A 14,418-nucleotide genomic window follows, 5' to 3' on the forward strand; every position below is an offset into this window, starting at 1 on the left:
ACAACGCCATGATATGCCGCCCCTCAGGGCCATCACCAACTTTTGGCTATAGCTCCAATTCGCGCCGCGACGCTTTTCACTTTGCAGTAACTTTTGAGCCCCTCGAGACCTTTCTCGCGACCAAAGCCTGACAGCTTATTGCCACCAAACGGAACCTCGATCCCACCCGCGAAATATTCATTGATATAGATCTGCCCGGCGTCGATATCGCGGGCCATTTGCAGGGCCGTTGAGACGTCGCTGGTGTAGACCCCGGCGACCAGCCCGAATTGGGTGTTGTTCGCCAAGGCCAGCGCGTGCTCGCGGTCTTCGGCCACCTGAACGGTTAGGACCGGGCCAAAGATTTCTTCCTGCACCAGCTCGTCGTCGCAAGGGCGATCGGCTACGATGGTGGGCTCATAGAACCAGCCTTGGCCAGTTTCGGGATCGGTCGTGATCGCGCCACCGGTCAGCACCTCGGCGCCACGGCCACGCGCGCGGTCGATGAAGCCTGCGATCTTTGCCAGATGCTGCACCGAGTTGACTGGCCCAACCTGCGGGTCGCGCAGGCCGTGACCTAGCGTGAGCCGCTTTGTCCGCGCGACCAGTTGTTCGATGAAACGGTCGTGAATGCCCTTCTCAATGACCAGCCGCGATCCAGCCGAGCAGACCTGCCCGGCGTTTTCGAAGATCGCGCCCAAGACACCGTCAATCGCCGCTTGTTCGTCGCAGTCGTCCAAAACGATTACCGGAGATTTGCCGCCCAGTTCGAGAACCAGCCGCGTCACGTTATCTGCCGCCGAGCGCATAACGTGCTGCCCGGTGGTGACCGAGCCGGTAAAGGTGATCTGATCCACATCCTTATGCGCCACCAGAGGTGCGCCGACATTGGCGCCGACGCCGGTGACGACGTTGCACACGCCAGCGGGCAGCCCTGCCTTGGTGAGCAGATCGGCCAGCAAGAGCGCCGAGAACGGCGTCTGCTCGGCCGGTTTTGCGACCACGGTGCAGCCCGCCGCCAGCGCAGGTGCAATGCCGCGCGCCGCTGTCGAGATCGGAAAATTCCACGGGATGATATGGGCCGTCACGCCAACCGGTTCAAAAACACTGTAGCCCAGATAGCCATGCGGTAAGGGGAACGTATCGCCCTGCAGCTTGTCGGTTGCACCCGCATAGTAGTCAAACGTGCGCGCCGCGCCGCGGACATCGGCCAGCGCCTCGTTCAGCGGCTTGCCGCAGTCCAGCGTTTCCACGATTGCGATCTGTTCGGCGCTCTCCCGCAGCAGACGCGCCGCGTTGCTCAGAATCGTTGCGCGTTCGACCGCCGGGGTGCGCGCCCATGACTGGAACGCAATACGCGCGCTTTCGACCGCCTGATCCACGTCAGCCTCGGTGCCATTCGTGAACCGGGCAAAGACGCTGCCACGACCGGGGTCATAGCTGTCCATGAGCGCCCCGCTCGCGCCCTTGGTAAAGGCGCCGTCAATAAAGTGCCCATCCGGCAGGTCCGTAACGGGCGCTCCGGCAAGAATTTCGGGGGCGTTCATGTCAGGTTTCCAATTCGCTGATCTGGTAGTCCGATTTGGCCAGCCATTCAGGCGAAATCTCGACACCCCAGCCCGGCGCGTCGGTGACGGTGGCCTTGCCGTCCACGATCTGGAACGGGTCATTGACGAACAGGCCGTCCTGCCACGGGTAGTAGTCCAGACCCTCGATGGAGAACTCCAGATATTTGCCGGCGTTCGGAATGGCGCGCAGAAGGTGCATGGTAAACAGCGTCACCATCGACATATTGGCGGCATGCGGGGTGATGGGCATGCCGGCGGCCTCGGCCATTTTGACAACGCGCAGGGTGCGGGAAATGCCGCCGATATAGCAGATATCGGGCTGCAGTACGTCCACCACGCGGTCGTCGATCATGCGTTTCCAATTGGCCATCATGCAGTCCTGCTCGCCGCCGGTGACGTCGATGGACAGGGCGTTGGTGACCTCTTTGGTCTGTTCGAACTCCCAATAGGGGCACGGCTCTTCGAAATGGGAAATTCCGTTGTCGATCAAGATCTTGCCGACCTCGATGGCGCGCACGGGCGAGTAGCAGGAGTTGCCGTCGACCAGCAGCGCCACATCGTCCCCCAGCGCCTTGCGGACGGTGGGCACGATCTCTTCGGTGCGGCCCGGCCATTCGTCCTGATCGCGGCCGACCTCGGCCCCGACGCGGAACTTGAAGGCATCAAAACCGTAGGTGTCGCGCAGGCGCACAAAGCGCTCGGCCTCGTCCTTTGGCGTGATGTCACGCTTCATCGACGAGGCATAGGCGCGGAAAGTTCCGGGCGTGCCGCCGATCAGTTCACAGACCGAACGCCCCTCGCGCTTGCCGCGCATGTCCCACAGTGCCGTGTCGACGCCGCCGATGGCGCGGCGCAGGTAGGCGCCGGGGAACTTGTGTTCGCGGTCGCGCACGAAGTCCGCCATTTCGTCAATGTCTTCGCACTCCATCCCCAGCACCCAAGGGGCAACCTGGCGGTGCAACACCTTTGCAGTAATGTCCGCGCAATACGGCGCGACCTGCCCCCAGCCCTGGGTGCCGTCCTCGGCCGTGACTCGCACAAAGCAGATGAATTCGTTCGAGAAAGTTTCGATGGATTTGATTTTCATGTGTCGGATCCAACGTTGGATTTGAATTTTCCAGACTAGCTTGTAATAGTATTGGTCTGCACAACACATCCATTACAACAACCCATGCAGACCAATTTTGGAGGGGAGCGCGATGAAGAACGCAGCCGGAGCCTTGCTGTCATCGATTCAGCTGGACCGAAATTCGCGTGTCTCGGTCAGTGTTCAACTCTATCAGGCCCTGCGCGAATTGATCCTATCTGGCGGCCTACGCGCCGGAGATCGCATTCCGGCGACGCGCACGTTGGCCAAGGAAACAGGGGTGTCCCGGACCACGGTCATTGACGCTGTTGACCGACTGGTTGCCGAAGGGATGCTGGTCTCGAAGGTCGGGGCTGGCACCTACGTCAGCGACACGCTCGAGAGCCAAAGGCCCCCGCAGATCGTCAACGACACAGAGACCACCAATGTTCCCAAGCCGCGGCTGTCATATACGATCAGCCACGCGCAGGAATCCTTTGCCCCACGCGCGTGGCTGCCGCATAAGGCTGGCTCTTTCGTCACCGCCCTGCCCGCGCTGGACGCCTTTCCGGTGGCCCATTGGTCGCGCATTTCTGCCCGGCATATGCGGGGCGAGCGTGGCTTGGTTATGGGCTATGGCGAGCCGAAAGGCTTTGCGCCGCTTCGCCGGGCCATTGCGATGCACCTCAAGGCCCTCAAGGGCATCACCTGCGACCCCGAGCAGATCTATATTACCACCGGCGCGCAGCAGGCTTTCTCACTGATTGGGCGGCTTTTTCTGAACCCGGGCGACCGGGTTTGGATGGAAAACCCCGGCGCATCCGGCGCGCGCAACGCGCTTTTGTCAGAAGGGGCAGAGCTGGTGCCGGTCGATGTCGACGCTGAGGGGATTGTCGTCGAGGATGGGTTGAAAAAGGCACCGCATTTCCGCCTGGCTTTTGTGACGCCATCGCATCAGCAGCCCCTTGGGCATGTCATGTCACTGGCGCGACGCTTTGCGCTATTACAGGCAGTCGAGGACGCCCAGGGCTTTGTTGTCGAGGATGATTATGACGGTGAGTTCTACTTTGGAAACTCGCCCCAACCAGCCCTGCGCAGCATTGATACGGGCGAGCGTGTGATCTTTGTCGGGACGTTCTCCAAGTCGCTGTTCCCGTCGCTCAGGCTGGGCTTTACCGTCGTGCCACATCGCATGATCGAGGCCTTCGATCGGCTGTTTGCCTCCTGGGTCAGCGGCCCGCCCACCATGACGCAGGCGATCGTCGCGGACTTTATGGACGAGGGCCATTTTGCCACGCATATCCGCATGATGAGGCGGCTCTACAAGGCGCGGTTTGACACTTTGATGGAGGCATCTGAGGTGTTGAAAGGCGCTATTGACGTGCAACCAACATCGGGCGGTTTCCACACGCCTGCCTTTCTGGCATCAGAGCTGGACGAAGCGAAAGTCATCGCGCAGGCGGCTGAACGCGACGTGACGCTGGCGCCTCTCAGCCGCTATTGCCTCGCGCCGATCGAACAGAAGGGCTTTGCCTTGGGATTTGGCAGCGCCACGCCAGAGGAAATCCGAAAAGGGGTCGACGTGCTAAGAGACCTTCCTGAGGTGCGAAAAAAATTGGTCTGATTGTTTTGTTGAATTGGATATGATTTACGACCCAATGTCGACCTAGGCTCATTGCCGAGGGAATCCACGACCGCGTCTGTGCGGCTATCTTGGGGGAAAAATGGTCAGCGCCGCTCTTGATAACGTCCGACACATGGCGTTCTGGCAGGATCAGCTGGGGCCGGATACGGTTGCCCCGCCCCAATTGCCCGAAAGGACTGACGTTCTGGTGGTTGGTTCGGGTTATACCGGGCTGAGCGCCGCGATCCAAACCGCCCGTGGTGGACGCAGCACCTTGGTCTTGGACGCCGAGGATCTGGGATTTGGCTGTAGCACCCGCAATGGCGGGCAGATCAGCACCAGCGTGAAGCCGTCACTGTCGAAACTGACCAAGATGTTTGGCGCACAAACTGCCCGCGCCATCCGGGCCGAGGGTGCCTCGGCGCTGGAGTGGCTGGCGGATTTCATGGAGTCCGAAGCGCTGGACTGCGATTTCAAGCGCTCGGGTCGCTACCATGCCGCGCATACGCCGCAGCACTACGAGATGCTGGTGCGCGACGCCGAAAAGATGCGCCGTGACGAGGGGATCGATTGCTTTGCCGTGCCGCGCGACGAGCAGCGCAGCGAGCTGGGCTCGGACATCTACTTTGGCGGCGTGGTCTTTCCAAAGCATTCGGCGGTTGATCCGGCGAAGATGCATCGCGAATTCCTGCGCAAGGCACGCGAGGCCGGAGCGCAGGCCATCGGCAATTGCGCGGTGCTGGATATCGAGAAAAGGCCAGATGGCTTTGTCGTGACAACGGCGCAAGGCAAGGTTCGCGCAAAAGACGTGATCGTGGCGACGAATGGGTATTCGACCAATCTGGTCCCCTGGCTGCGCCGCCGGATCATCCCGATTGGCAGCTACATCATCGTGACCGAAGAGCTGCCGCAGGACACGATTGACACTCTGTTCCCGACCGACCGTATCGCAAGCGATACCTGCAAGGTGCTGTATTATTACCGCGCCACGCCTGACCGGAAACGGGTTCTGTTTGGCGGGCGGGTTTCTGCGGTCGAGACGGACACCACCGCCAGCGCGCCGCTCTTGTACGAAAAAATGTGCAAGACCTTCCCCGAGCTTCGCGGCTGCAAGGTCAGCCATAGTTGGAGCGGGACGGTCGCCTACAGCTTTGATGAGCTCGCCCATACGGGTGTTCATGACGGAATTCACTATGCCCAGGGCTACTGTGGTTCGGGCGTATCGATGGCCAGCTATCTGGGAATGCGGGTTGGGCAGAAGGTTCTGGGGCTTGCCGAAGGCCAGACCGCCTTTGACAGCCTGCAATACCCGACGCGGCCTTTCTATGCCGGCAAACCTTGGTTCCTGCCGGCGGCGGTCGCCTATTACCGCTGGGTGGATACGTGGCAGAGCCGGTCGGCTCTGGCGAGGGTATGATTGGGAGAATACGCCGGGTCCGGCGCGATTGAGATTCAACAGGAGGAAAACATGAAACTCAAAACAACTCTGACACTTGCGGCGTCGCTGATGGCGACCACCGCGATTGCGCAGGACAAGCAGATCACTGTTGCGTCCTGGGGTGGTTCCTATCAGGAAGCGCAGAGCAAGGCGCTGTTTGAGCCTGCCGAAGCCAACATGGGCATCAAGATCAAGCAGGAAAGCTATGGCGGCATGTCCGACGTTCGCCTGCAGGTGCAGACCGGTCAGGTGACCCTGGACGTCGTGTCCAGCGGCTCGGGCTCGGCGGCACGTGCCGCGGCCGAGGGCCTCTTGGAAGAGATTGACTATTCGGTTGTTGACGCATCGAGCTTCATTCCGTCGACCCGCGGTTCGCACTGCGTTGGCGGCGACGTGTTCTCGACCGTTTACGCCTGGAACACCGACACCTATGGCGAAGATGGTCCGCAGAGCTGGGCTGATTTCTGGGATGTCGAGAAATTCCCGGGCAAACGCGCCTATCGCAACAAGGTTGCCGGTGCGCTTGAGCCTGCGATCATGGCCGACGGCGTTGCACCGGAAGACGTCTATGAGGTTCTCAGCTCGGAAGAGGGCATCGAGCGCGCTCTGAACAAGATCCGCGAACTGCGTCCGCATATCGACGTGTTCTGGAGCTCGGGCGCACAGCATGCGCAGCTGATGAAGGACGGCGAGGTCGACATGACCACCGGCTGGAACGGTCGCTTTGACAATGCTGCCAAGGATGGCGCGCAGGTCATGTACAGCTTCAACCAGGCGCTGCTGGATTATGACTGCTTCGCGATCCCGAAAGGTGCTCCGAACAAGGATCTGGCCATGGAATTCCTGGCCGAGATTTCCAAGCCGGAATACCAGGACGACCTGCCGAAGTACATCACTTACGGTCCGACCAACCTGGCCGCCTATGAAACCGGTGTGATCTCGGCCGAGGTTGCTGCCGGCCTGCCGTCCTCGCCGGACAACGCGGCCATGCAGATGCCGGTTTCGCTGGAATGGTATGCCGAGTGGGAAACCATCGCCGCCGAGATGTATGCGGAAATGCTGACCGAGTAATTCGGTTTTAGATCAAACCTCTGGCGGGCGGTCTTCGCCCACCGGAAACACACAACAAGAAACTTTGGGGGAACCCGTTTTTGACCAATAGAACGAAAGACGCACTGCCGATCTCGGTTACGAATGTCACCAAGACCTATGGCTCGGTGCATGCTCTGGACGACGTGTCCCTTGAGGTGAAAAGCGGTGAGTTTCTGACGCTGCTGGGGCCGTCCGGGTCCGGCAAGACGACGCTGCTGATGGTATTGGCGGGGTTCACCCGGCCTGATTGCGGCAGCCTGAAATTCGGCGATGACGAGGTCATCCGCAAACCTCCTCATCTGCGCGATCTGGGCATGACGTTCCAGAGTTACGCGCTATTTCCTCATATGACAGTGACCGGCAATGTCGGCTATCCGCTGCGCCTGCGTGGCGTGTCCAAGACCGAGATTGCAACCCGCGTCGAAGAGGCGCTGGAGACCGTGCAATTAGGTGGCTTTGGCAATCGCCGCATCGACCAGTTGTCGGGCGGTCAGCGCCAGCGTGTGGCAGTTGCCCGCGCAATCGTGTTCGAGCCGCGCATCCTGCTGATGGACGAACCGCTCTCGGCGCTGGACAAGAAGCTGCGCGACCAGATGCAGATCGAGCTGCGCCACTTGCATGAAAAACTAGGCATGACCACCGTCTACGTGACCCATGACCAGCGCGAGGCGCTGACCATGTCGGACCGGATTGCGGTGGTGAACCATGGCCGCATCATGCAGCTGGCAACGCCGCGCGATCTGTATGAGCGGCCGGCCAACCGATTTGTCGCTGACTTCATCGGGGATTCGACCTTCCTGAATGTGACCCGTCAGGGCAACGAGGTTTCCTTTAACGGGACCAAGCTGCGGTTTACCGATGCGCTGCCGGACACCGACAACATCACCATGATGATCCGCCCGGAACGCATCATGCTGTCCGAAAACGGCCCGCGCGACGGCGCCAACAACTTCGCGGCCACGGCGACCGAAGTCGTCTATCAGGGCGACAGCTATCTGCTGCACGCCAATCTGGCCGATGGCACCCAGATCGCCATGCGCGGCGCGGTGACCGGCAAGAGCGTGTCCTCCCTGCCCTCGATTGGCGATCAGGTGACCCTGTCCATCGCACCCGAAGACACCGTCCTGATCGACGGAAGCGAGGTGTAAGATGCAGACAGTTCGTATCAACCAAAGTGGTCTGAGGACCGACGAACGGCTGGAGCGGCTCAAGCTCTTTGGCCTGAGTTCGCCGGCGCTCCTCATGATCCTTGTCATCCTCGTCTTGCCGGTCGGTTGGCTGTTCTACGTGTCTTTCATCGGCGCAAATGGCGAGTTTTCGCTGGAAAACTACGAGCGGATGATCAGCCGAAAATCCTATGCTCGGATCTTCTGGACGACCTTTCAGGTCAGCTTTCTGACCACCGGTCTCTGCATCCTGATCGGCTATCCGCTGGCCTACTTCCTGTCGCAGCTACCGCCGCGCCTGGCCAATCTGGGCCTGATCACGGTACTGCTGCCGTTCTGGACCTCTCTGCTGGTGCGCACCTATGCGTGGCTGGTTCTGCTGCAAAAGCAGGGGCTGGTGAACGACTGGGCGATCTCGCTGGGCCTGTGGGACGAGCCGATCAAGATGGTGCACAACATGACGGGCACATTGATCGGTATGGTGCACATCATGCTGCCCTTCCTGATCCTGCCGGTCTATGGCGCGATGCGCTCGATTGACCTGGACCTGATGAAGGCCGCCTCGAACCTGGGTGCGAACCCGCGCCGGGCGTTCTGGAACGTGTTCTTCCCGCTGACCATGCCCGGCCTGATGGCTGGCGCGCTGATGGTCTTTATCCTCTGCCTCGGCTTCTTTGTGACACCGGCGGTGCTGGGGGGCGGAAAGGTCATCATGGTGTCGATGCAAATCGTCTCGAACATCGAGCTTTTCGTGAACTGGGGCGCGGCAAGCGCGCTGGGAGTGGTCCTCTTGGTCCTCACCGTTGCAATCCTGTGGATCGCCTCGCGCTTCCTCAACCTTGAGCAAATGACTGGCGGAGGAGGTCACTGATGTTGAAATGGTTCAATAATCCCGCGACCGAAACCCAGGTCACTCATGGTCAGCGCCTATGGCTCTATATCGTCGCCGTAATCATCATGATCCTGCTGGTCACGCCGACGCTGATCGTTGTGCCCATGTCCTTCTCGGACAGCCAGTATCTGGAGTTCCCGCCGGAAAACTGGTCCACCCGCTGGTATGATTTCTACTTCGGCTCGGACGAGTGGATGCTGGCAACTTGGACCTCGGTCAAGGCCGCCTTCCTGACCATGCTGGTGGCAACCCCAATCGGCGTTCTGGCGGCCTATGGCTTGCATGCCTCCAAGGTCAAATTCGTGCGCGCCGCCTTTGTTCTGATGCTGACGCCGATGATGGTGCCGGTGGTCCTGATCGCGATTGGTGCCTTCTATGCCTATGTGCAGCTTGGCATCCTTTACACGATCACCGGTCTGGTTCTGGCCCATACCGTGCTGGCGCTGCCGCTGGTGATTATCGTCACGGGGTCAGCCCTGCAAGGCTATGACATGAGCCAGGAAGAAGCCGCGCGCAGCCTTGGCGCACCGCGGTGGAAGGCGTTCCTGACTGTCACCCTTCCGCAAATCCGCTTTGCGGTGGTGACCAGTGCGCTTCTTTCCTTCCTGACCTCGTTTGACGAGGTCGTGGTGGCCATGTTCGTCTCGGGCGGAGACAACCCGACCCTAACGCGCAACATGTTCAACGCGCTGCGCGACCAGATCGACCCAACGATCGCGTCGATCTCGACCATCATGATCCTGGTCACCACCTTCATGATGGTGCTGGCACAGATGTTCGGGCAGGAAAAGAAAAAGCCGAAATAGGATCGCAATACCGTTTGGTCTGACCACGGGGAATGTGCTGACAATGCGGCACAGATCCCGTGGTGGACCCCGGAAACACATCGTGATGGAGGAGAACGCGTCGTGACAACTGCTCTCAGTTTTGAAGGCCTGGACGATCTGGTTGCCATGGCGCTCGAGGACCCCTCGTGCGGGCGCAATCCAGTCGAGCTGAACGCCGATAACATGCGCGCCCTGTTCGAGGCGGCGCTGTAGGGCAGCAAGATGGGCAACGGCGCGCAGCAGGTTCAGGCTCTCGGGGCGCATCTGGCGCAAATGCTCAGCGCCCATGACAGTGACTGCGCGCGGGTGCTGGGCGCGGCCCTTCGCGAGGGCGCGACGCCCCGCCCCGGCGAGGCCGCGCAAACGCGACCGCCAAAGCTGATGCAAGCACTTCGCGCTGCGCCAGAAGATCTGGCCTCTGCCCTGTCCGCCGCGGCGCCGAATCTGCGCTGGTACGAGGGCGGTTTCGGCAAGGCGCATGATCGCGGGCGGGTCGCGCTCTGGGTTGCGCGCTTGTTCGATCGAACAGGGATGGTCGGGAAGGGCGACGCGACCGCAGGGTTGATCCTGATAGCGCCCAATTACCACTATCCGGAGCATAGCCACGCGGCGGAGGAGCTCTATCTGGTTCTGAGCGGCGAACTCGACTGGTCAGTGGACGGGCAGGATGTTGGCCGAAAGCAGCCCGACGCCTTCGTCCACCATCAACCATGGCAACGCCACGCGATGACCACCGGGGACGATCCGGCGCTTCTGTTCTGGGGCTGGACCGGCGACACACGGGCCGAGACCTACACACTACATTGAAAATACGGGCAAATTCCCCAGACTGAATGGAGAAAACCATGATCGACCTGAAAACCTTTGCCGACCTCGCGTCGGTTGAACTCAGCGCCTTTGCGGACAAGCCGACCACGCTGACCGAAGGCCAGAAGGAGGCCTCGAACCTCTTGTGGACCTCGGCAGATGGCCGCACCAAGATCGGCGTCTGGGAATGCACGCCCGGCCACTTTACCGCCGACCGCACGGCAGGTGGTGAGTATTGCCACATCATCTCGGGTCGCGCGTCGGTGACCAACGCCGACGGCAGCGGCACGCGCGACATCGGCCCGGGCGACCTGTTGGTGCTGCCGCAGGGCTAGACCGGTGAATGGGTGATCCACGAACATATGCGCAAGCTCTTCGTGATCAGCTCGTCGCCCGACGCCTGAATTCAAAACCGGTCCGGTCGAAACGGCGTCAGGTCCAGATTGACCCGTCTTCCCGAGGCAATGTCGGCGCTCAAACGGCCCAGTTTGGGGCCGATGGTCAGGCCGATATGTTGCCCTCCATAGGCGTGGATGATGCCGGGTGCACGGGGGCTTTCTCCGATTGAGGGCAGGCTGTCGGGCGTGGTTGGGCGGCGGCCCATCCAGACCTCGGAGCGCTCGAATTCCAGCTGCGGATAGAGCCGTTTCACTGCCTTGCGGATCAGCGCGGGCGGTTTGTCGGACGGCGGCGCGTGCAGACCGCCGAACTCGGCAATGCCAGCGGCGCGCAGGGTGCCCTGCATCGGTGTCACGACGCATTTCGCGTCGGTCAGCATATAGGGCTGCGGCGCGGTGAAACTGGGGGCGTGCATGGCGACGTGATAGCCGCGCTCGGCCTCAAGCTTAATCGGCAGGCCAAGCGATTTGCTGAGCCGGCTGGACCATGCGCCTGCGGCCAGGACCACCTTATCACCTGTCAACATCTCACCACCCTCGAGCCTGACACTCGGCGCGTCGCCCGGCGTGATGTCAACCACCTTCGCCTGACGAAACGTGCCGCCCTGCGCCTGAAAATACGCGAACAGCGCGGCGACATATGGCCCCGGTGCGGTGATCCAGTTGAAGTCTTCGTAGAGCGTGCCGAACTGGTAATGCGCGCTCAAGTTCGGGTCGCGTTCGATCAGCTCGTCGCGGGAGAGAGGCTCGGGGACGAGGTCATATTGCCTGCGCAGCTCCCGCGTCAGGTTGTCCCCGTCATAGGCTCCACGATCCGTGTAGAGGATCGTATAGGGTCCGTGGGCGACATGGGCCTCGGCCCCGGTGCCCTCATAGAGCGCGCGGTGCTGGTCATTGGCATCAAAGGTCACATCCGACAGGCCGCGCGCAATCTGGTGCATCCGCGCGGTGGTCGTGTTGCGCAGGAACGGGACCAGCCACGGCATCAGGCGCGGCAGGTAGGACCAGCGCAGGAATAGAGGCGAGTTTGGGTCCAGCAGCATCGCGGGCGCCTTGCGTGTGAGCGAGGGCGTCGCCACCGGCACGACCGACGTGCGCGCGATCAGCCCGGCATTGCCATAGGAGGTCTGCTCGGGGTCGCCGGGCCTGACCGGGTCCACCAACGTCACCACCCATCCATCGCGCCGCAGCCATTCGGCGGCCGATACACCCGTGATCCCCGCCCCGACGACCACAATAGATTCGCTGCTCATCACTGCCTCCCCGATTTGAGCCCTGCTTTTCGCTAACATCTAGCATCCAAGTCCGGCAGGTCCATTTCCAACCATCGACTGTGCCAAACATACGTTGGCCATGCGGTTGATGCTGGTTTCAAACTCGTCATTGGTTTTGGATTTCGCGTCAAAACGGACCTCGTGTCCAGACCATTTCAGACCTAATCTCTGGCCTGCAAACCAGCCGAATCTGCAATGGGGCGAGGCGCATGTCGGAATATGATTATATCATCGTGGGTGCAGGCTCGGCTGGCTGCGTGCTGGCCAACCGTTTGAGTGAGAACGGAAAACACAGCGTGTTGCTGCTGGAGGCCGGTGGCAGCGATCTGAATTTCTGGATCTGGATGCCAATCGGGTACGGCAAGACGTTCTATCGCAAGAGCGTCAACTGGATGTATGAGACCGAGCCGAACCCCGAGCTGAATGACCGCGTCTCCTATTGGCCGCGTGGCAAGGTGATGGGCGGCTCCAGCTCGATCAACGCGATGGTTTATATTCGCGGGCAGCAGGAGGATTTCGAAGACTGGAAAGAGATGGGCAATCCCGGCTGGGGCTGGGACGACGTGCTGCCCTATTTCAAGAAGTCCGAGACCAATGACCGGGGCGCGGACGCCTATCGCGGCGGCGACGGGCCGGTTCATGTTTCCACCATGGATCGTGACCTGCATCCGCTGTGTCAGGATTTCATCGCGGCGGGGCAAGAGGTGCAATACCCGCACAACCCGGATTTCAACGGCGCCTCGCAAGAAGGCGTCGGCACCTATCAGAACACGGCTAAGGGCGGCATGCGCATGTCCACTGCCCGTGCCTATATCCGCCCGGCGCAGCGGCGCCCGAACCTGCGGGTCGAGAAACACGCGATGGCGACGGAGATCACCCTCGACGGCAAACGCGCGACAGGCGTGACCTACCGCCAGCGCGGGCAGGTCAAGACTGCCAAGGCGCGGCGCGAGGTCATTCTGTCGGCGGGTGCCATCAACTCGCCGCAACTGCTGCAACTGTCGGGGATCGGTCCAGCGGATTTGCTGCGCGACAAGGGGATTGCGGTGCGGCACGCTGCCGAAGGGGTTGGCAAGCATCTGCAAGATCACCTCGCGGTGGATTTCCTCTATCGCTCCAAGGTGCCGACGCTGAACGATCAGCTCTACCCGTGGTATGGAAAGCTCTGGCATGGCATGCGCTATGTGCTGACCCGGCGCGGGCCGCTGTCGTTGGGCGTCAATCAGGCTGGCGGCTTCGTGCGCTCGCGGCCTGGTCTGCGCAGCCCGAACATGCAGCTCTTCTTCTCGCCGGTCAGCTACACCAAAGCCCCTCCGGGTCAGCGAGCGCTGATGAACCCCGACCCGTTTTCGGGCTTCCTGCTGTCGGCACAGCCAACGCGCCCGACCAGTCGCGGGCATCTGGAAATCCGCTCGTCCGATCCGTTCGAACCGGTGGAGATCCATCCGAACTACCTGTCGACCGACTATGACGTGCAGGAGATCCTCGAGGCGTCCAAGCTTGTGCGCCACCTCGCAGAGGCACCCTCACTGGCAAATGTCATCGAATCCGAGATCGCTCCCGGGTCACATGTTCAGTCCGATGAAGACCTGATCGCCGATTGCCGCGCCCGCTCGGGGACCGTGTTCCACCCGGTCAGCACCTGCCGGATGGGCCCCGACCCGGCGCAGGACGTGGTGGACGCGCGGCTGAAAGTCCATGGGATCGAAGGGCTGCGTGTCGCAGATGCCTCGATCTTCCCGACGCTAACCTCCGGCAACACGAATGCGCCTGCGATCATGGTCGGGGAGAAAGCGGCAGGTTTGATCCTGCAGCACGATGGATAGAACGGCGAATGGATCACCCATTCAATAATCGTGCAGGAGGTGCTTCGCCAACCTCGCCGATATCGGCAGCGTTTTGACTGGCTCCCAACTTGCCGAATTGTCGGTTGGCAGTGCCTGCGAAACAAAGCAGCACAACGATGAAATGAACACCCTGCACGTTGACGCACCCAATTATGGACTTGCCTTAGAATAAGATGCCCGAATTATCCAGATGCGTGCGTAGGACTTAGAAGCGGCTCGTTACCCTCGAGCAGCGGCACCACTTTCGGTTTTGGGCGGTAACAGCAGCACTCGGTTGAAGATGCACCTGTTTCGCGTTGGCGCGAGGGCTGCTACGTCGCGTCACATTCGACGGGTTTGCCGTGGCACGCACCGACGACCGCTCTTCAAGCTGCATTGCGAGGAGTGAGCAGCCTCATCTGACTGGTCCAAGTTGATTGTTAGTGCATCATCGGCCTGTG

The 14,418-nt window shown here is 61.0% G+C and carries 13 protein-coding genes; 10 read left to right on the top strand and 3 right to left on the bottom strand.

What is annotated here, in order from left to right; genetic code table 11:
• Positions 1 to 32 precede the first annotated feature (32 nt).
• Both GOX53_RS27400 and GOX53_RS27405 read right to left on the bottom strand, forming a co-directional pair.
• Positions 33 to 1,526 (bottom strand): aldehyde dehydrogenase family protein, encoded by a 1,494-nt coding sequence (locus tag GOX53_RS27400; protein WP_171182050.1) that lies wholly within the window; start codon positions 1,524 to 1,526, stop codon positions 33 to 35.
• Position 1,527: 1 nt separating this feature from the next.
• Entirely contained in the window at positions 1,528 to 2,634 is a 1,107-nt protein-coding gene (locus tag GOX53_RS27405) for a mandelate racemase/muconate lactonizing enzyme family protein (protein ID WP_171182051.1), read from the bottom strand.
• A gap of 112 nt (positions 2,635 to 2,746) precedes the next feature.
• On the opposite strand from GOX53_RS27405, the gene GOX53_RS27410 reads away from it, so the two are divergent.
• The 9 genes from GOX53_RS27410 (at position 2,747) to GOX53_RS27445 (ending at position 10,794) form a co-directional block, all read left to right on the top strand.
• Entirely contained in the window at positions 2,747 to 4,237 is a 1,491-nt protein-coding gene (locus GOX53_RS27410) for a PLP-dependent aminotransferase family protein (RefSeq protein WP_171182052.1), read from the top strand.
• A gap of 100 nt (positions 4,238 to 4,337) precedes the next feature.
• On the top strand, positions 4,338 to 5,654 hold the full coding sequence (locus GOX53_RS27415; RefSeq protein WP_254446828.1) for an FAD-binding oxidoreductase: 1,317 nt from the start codon (positions 4,338 to 4,340) through the stop codon (positions 5,652 to 5,654).
• Positions 5,655 to 5,705: 51 nt separating this feature from the next.
• Positions 5,706 to 6,746, top strand: a complete 1,041-nt coding sequence (locus tag GOX53_RS27420; protein ID WP_171182053.1) for a polyamine ABC transporter substrate-binding protein — start codon at positions 5,706 to 5,708, stop codon at positions 6,744 to 6,746.
• Between the two features lie 80 nt (positions 6,747 to 6,826).
• A complete protein-coding gene (locus GOX53_RS27425; protein WP_171182054.1) occupies positions 6,827 to 7,915 on the top strand; it encodes an ABC transporter ATP-binding protein in 1,089 nt (362 codons plus the stop codon).
• Between the two features lies 1 nt (position 7,916).
• Positions 7,917 to 8,804, top strand: a complete 888-nt coding sequence (locus tag GOX53_RS27430) for an ABC transporter permease (protein WP_171182055.1) — start codon at positions 7,917 to 7,919, stop codon at positions 8,802 to 8,804.
• Complete coding sequence (locus GOX53_RS27435) at positions 8,804 to 9,631, top strand: ABC transporter permease (RefSeq protein WP_171182056.1); 828 nt, start codon at positions 8,804 to 8,806, stop codon at positions 9,629 to 9,631. Before GOX53_RS27430 ends, GOX53_RS27435 begins: the two co-directional genes overlap by 1 nt.
• 102 nt (positions 9,632 to 9,733) lie before the next feature.
• Entirely contained in the window at positions 9,734 to 9,865 is a 132-nt protein-coding gene (locus GOX53_RS30180; RefSeq protein WP_256415916.1) for a hypothetical protein, read from the top strand.
• A 9-nt stretch (positions 9,866 to 9,874) separates the two neighbouring features.
• Positions 9,875 to 10,459 (top strand): dimethylsulfonioproprionate lyase family protein, encoded by a 585-nt coding sequence (locus GOX53_RS27440; RefSeq protein ID WP_171182057.1) that lies wholly within the window; start codon positions 9,875 to 9,877, stop codon positions 10,457 to 10,459.
• Between the two features lie 38 nt (positions 10,460 to 10,497).
• The gene (locus GOX53_RS27445; RefSeq protein ID WP_171182058.1) at positions 10,498 to 10,794 is read left to right on the top strand and encodes a cupin domain-containing protein; all 297 of its coding nucleotides are present in this window, start codon (positions 10,498 to 10,500) and stop codon (positions 10,792 to 10,794) included.
• 71 nt (positions 10,795 to 10,865) lie between these two features.
• On the opposite strand, the gene GOX53_RS27450 is transcribed toward GOX53_RS27445, so the two are convergent.
• On the bottom strand, positions 10,866 to 12,110 hold the full coding sequence (locus GOX53_RS27450) for an FAD-binding oxidoreductase (protein WP_171182059.1): 1,245 nt from the start codon (positions 12,108 to 12,110) through the stop codon (positions 10,866 to 10,868).
• Positions 12,111 to 12,340: 230 nt separating this feature from the next.
• On the opposite strand from GOX53_RS27450, the gene GOX53_RS27455 reads away from it, so the two are divergent.
• Entirely contained in the window at positions 12,341 to 13,957 is a 1,617-nt protein-coding gene (locus tag GOX53_RS27455) for a GMC family oxidoreductase (protein ID WP_171182060.1), read from the top strand.
• Positions 13,958 to 14,418: the final 461 nt, after the last annotated feature.

The sequence above is a fragment of the Ruegeria sp. HKCCD8929 genome, from assembly GCF_013031405.1.
Lineage (GTDB): Bacteria > Pseudomonadota > Alphaproteobacteria > Rhodobacterales > Rhodobacteraceae > Ruegeria.

What these genes read in the sequence shown, in the direction of transcription:
- GOX53_RS27435 (WP_171182056.1), top strand. Translation starts at nt 8,804, where the DNA reads ATGTTGAAATGGTTCAATAATCCCGCGACCGAAACCCAGGTCACTCAT.
- GOX53_RS27410 (WP_171182052.1), top strand. Translation starts at nt 2,747, where the DNA reads ATGAAGAACGCAGCCGGAGCCTTGCTGTCATCGATTCAGCTGGACCGA.
- GOX53_RS27440 (WP_171182057.1), top strand. Translation starts at nt 9,875, where the DNA reads ATGGGCAACGGCGCGCAGCAGGTTCAGGCTCTCGGGGCGCATCTGGCG.
- GOX53_RS27420 (WP_171182053.1), top strand. Translation starts at nt 5,706, where the DNA reads ATGAAACTCAAAACAACTCTGACACTTGCGGCGTCGCTGATGGCGACC.
- GOX53_RS27450 (WP_171182059.1), bottom strand. Translation starts at nt 12,110, where the DNA reads ATGAGCAGCGAATCTATTGTGGTCGTCGGGGCGGGGATCACGGGTGTA.
- GOX53_RS27400 (WP_171182050.1), bottom strand. Translation starts at nt 1,526, where the DNA reads ATGAACGCCCCCGAAATTCTTGCCGGAGCGCCCGTTACGGACCTGCCG.
- GOX53_RS27405 (WP_171182051.1), bottom strand. Translation starts at nt 2,634, where the DNA reads ATGAAAATCAAATCCATCGAAACTTTCTCGAACGAATTCATCTGCTTT.
- GOX53_RS27430 (WP_171182055.1), top strand. Translation starts at nt 7,917, where the DNA reads ATGCAGACAGTTCGTATCAACCAAAGTGGTCTGAGGACCGACGAACGG.
- GOX53_RS27415 (WP_254446828.1), top strand. Translation starts at nt 4,338, where the DNA reads ATGGTCAGCGCCGCTCTTGATAACGTCCGACACATGGCGTTCTGGCAG.
- GOX53_RS27455 (WP_171182060.1), top strand. Translation starts at nt 12,341, where the DNA reads ATGTCGGAATATGATTATATCATCGTGGGTGCAGGCTCGGCTGGCTGC.
- GOX53_RS27445 (WP_171182058.1), top strand. Translation starts at nt 10,498, where the DNA reads ATGATCGACCTGAAAACCTTTGCCGACCTCGCGTCGGTTGAACTCAGC.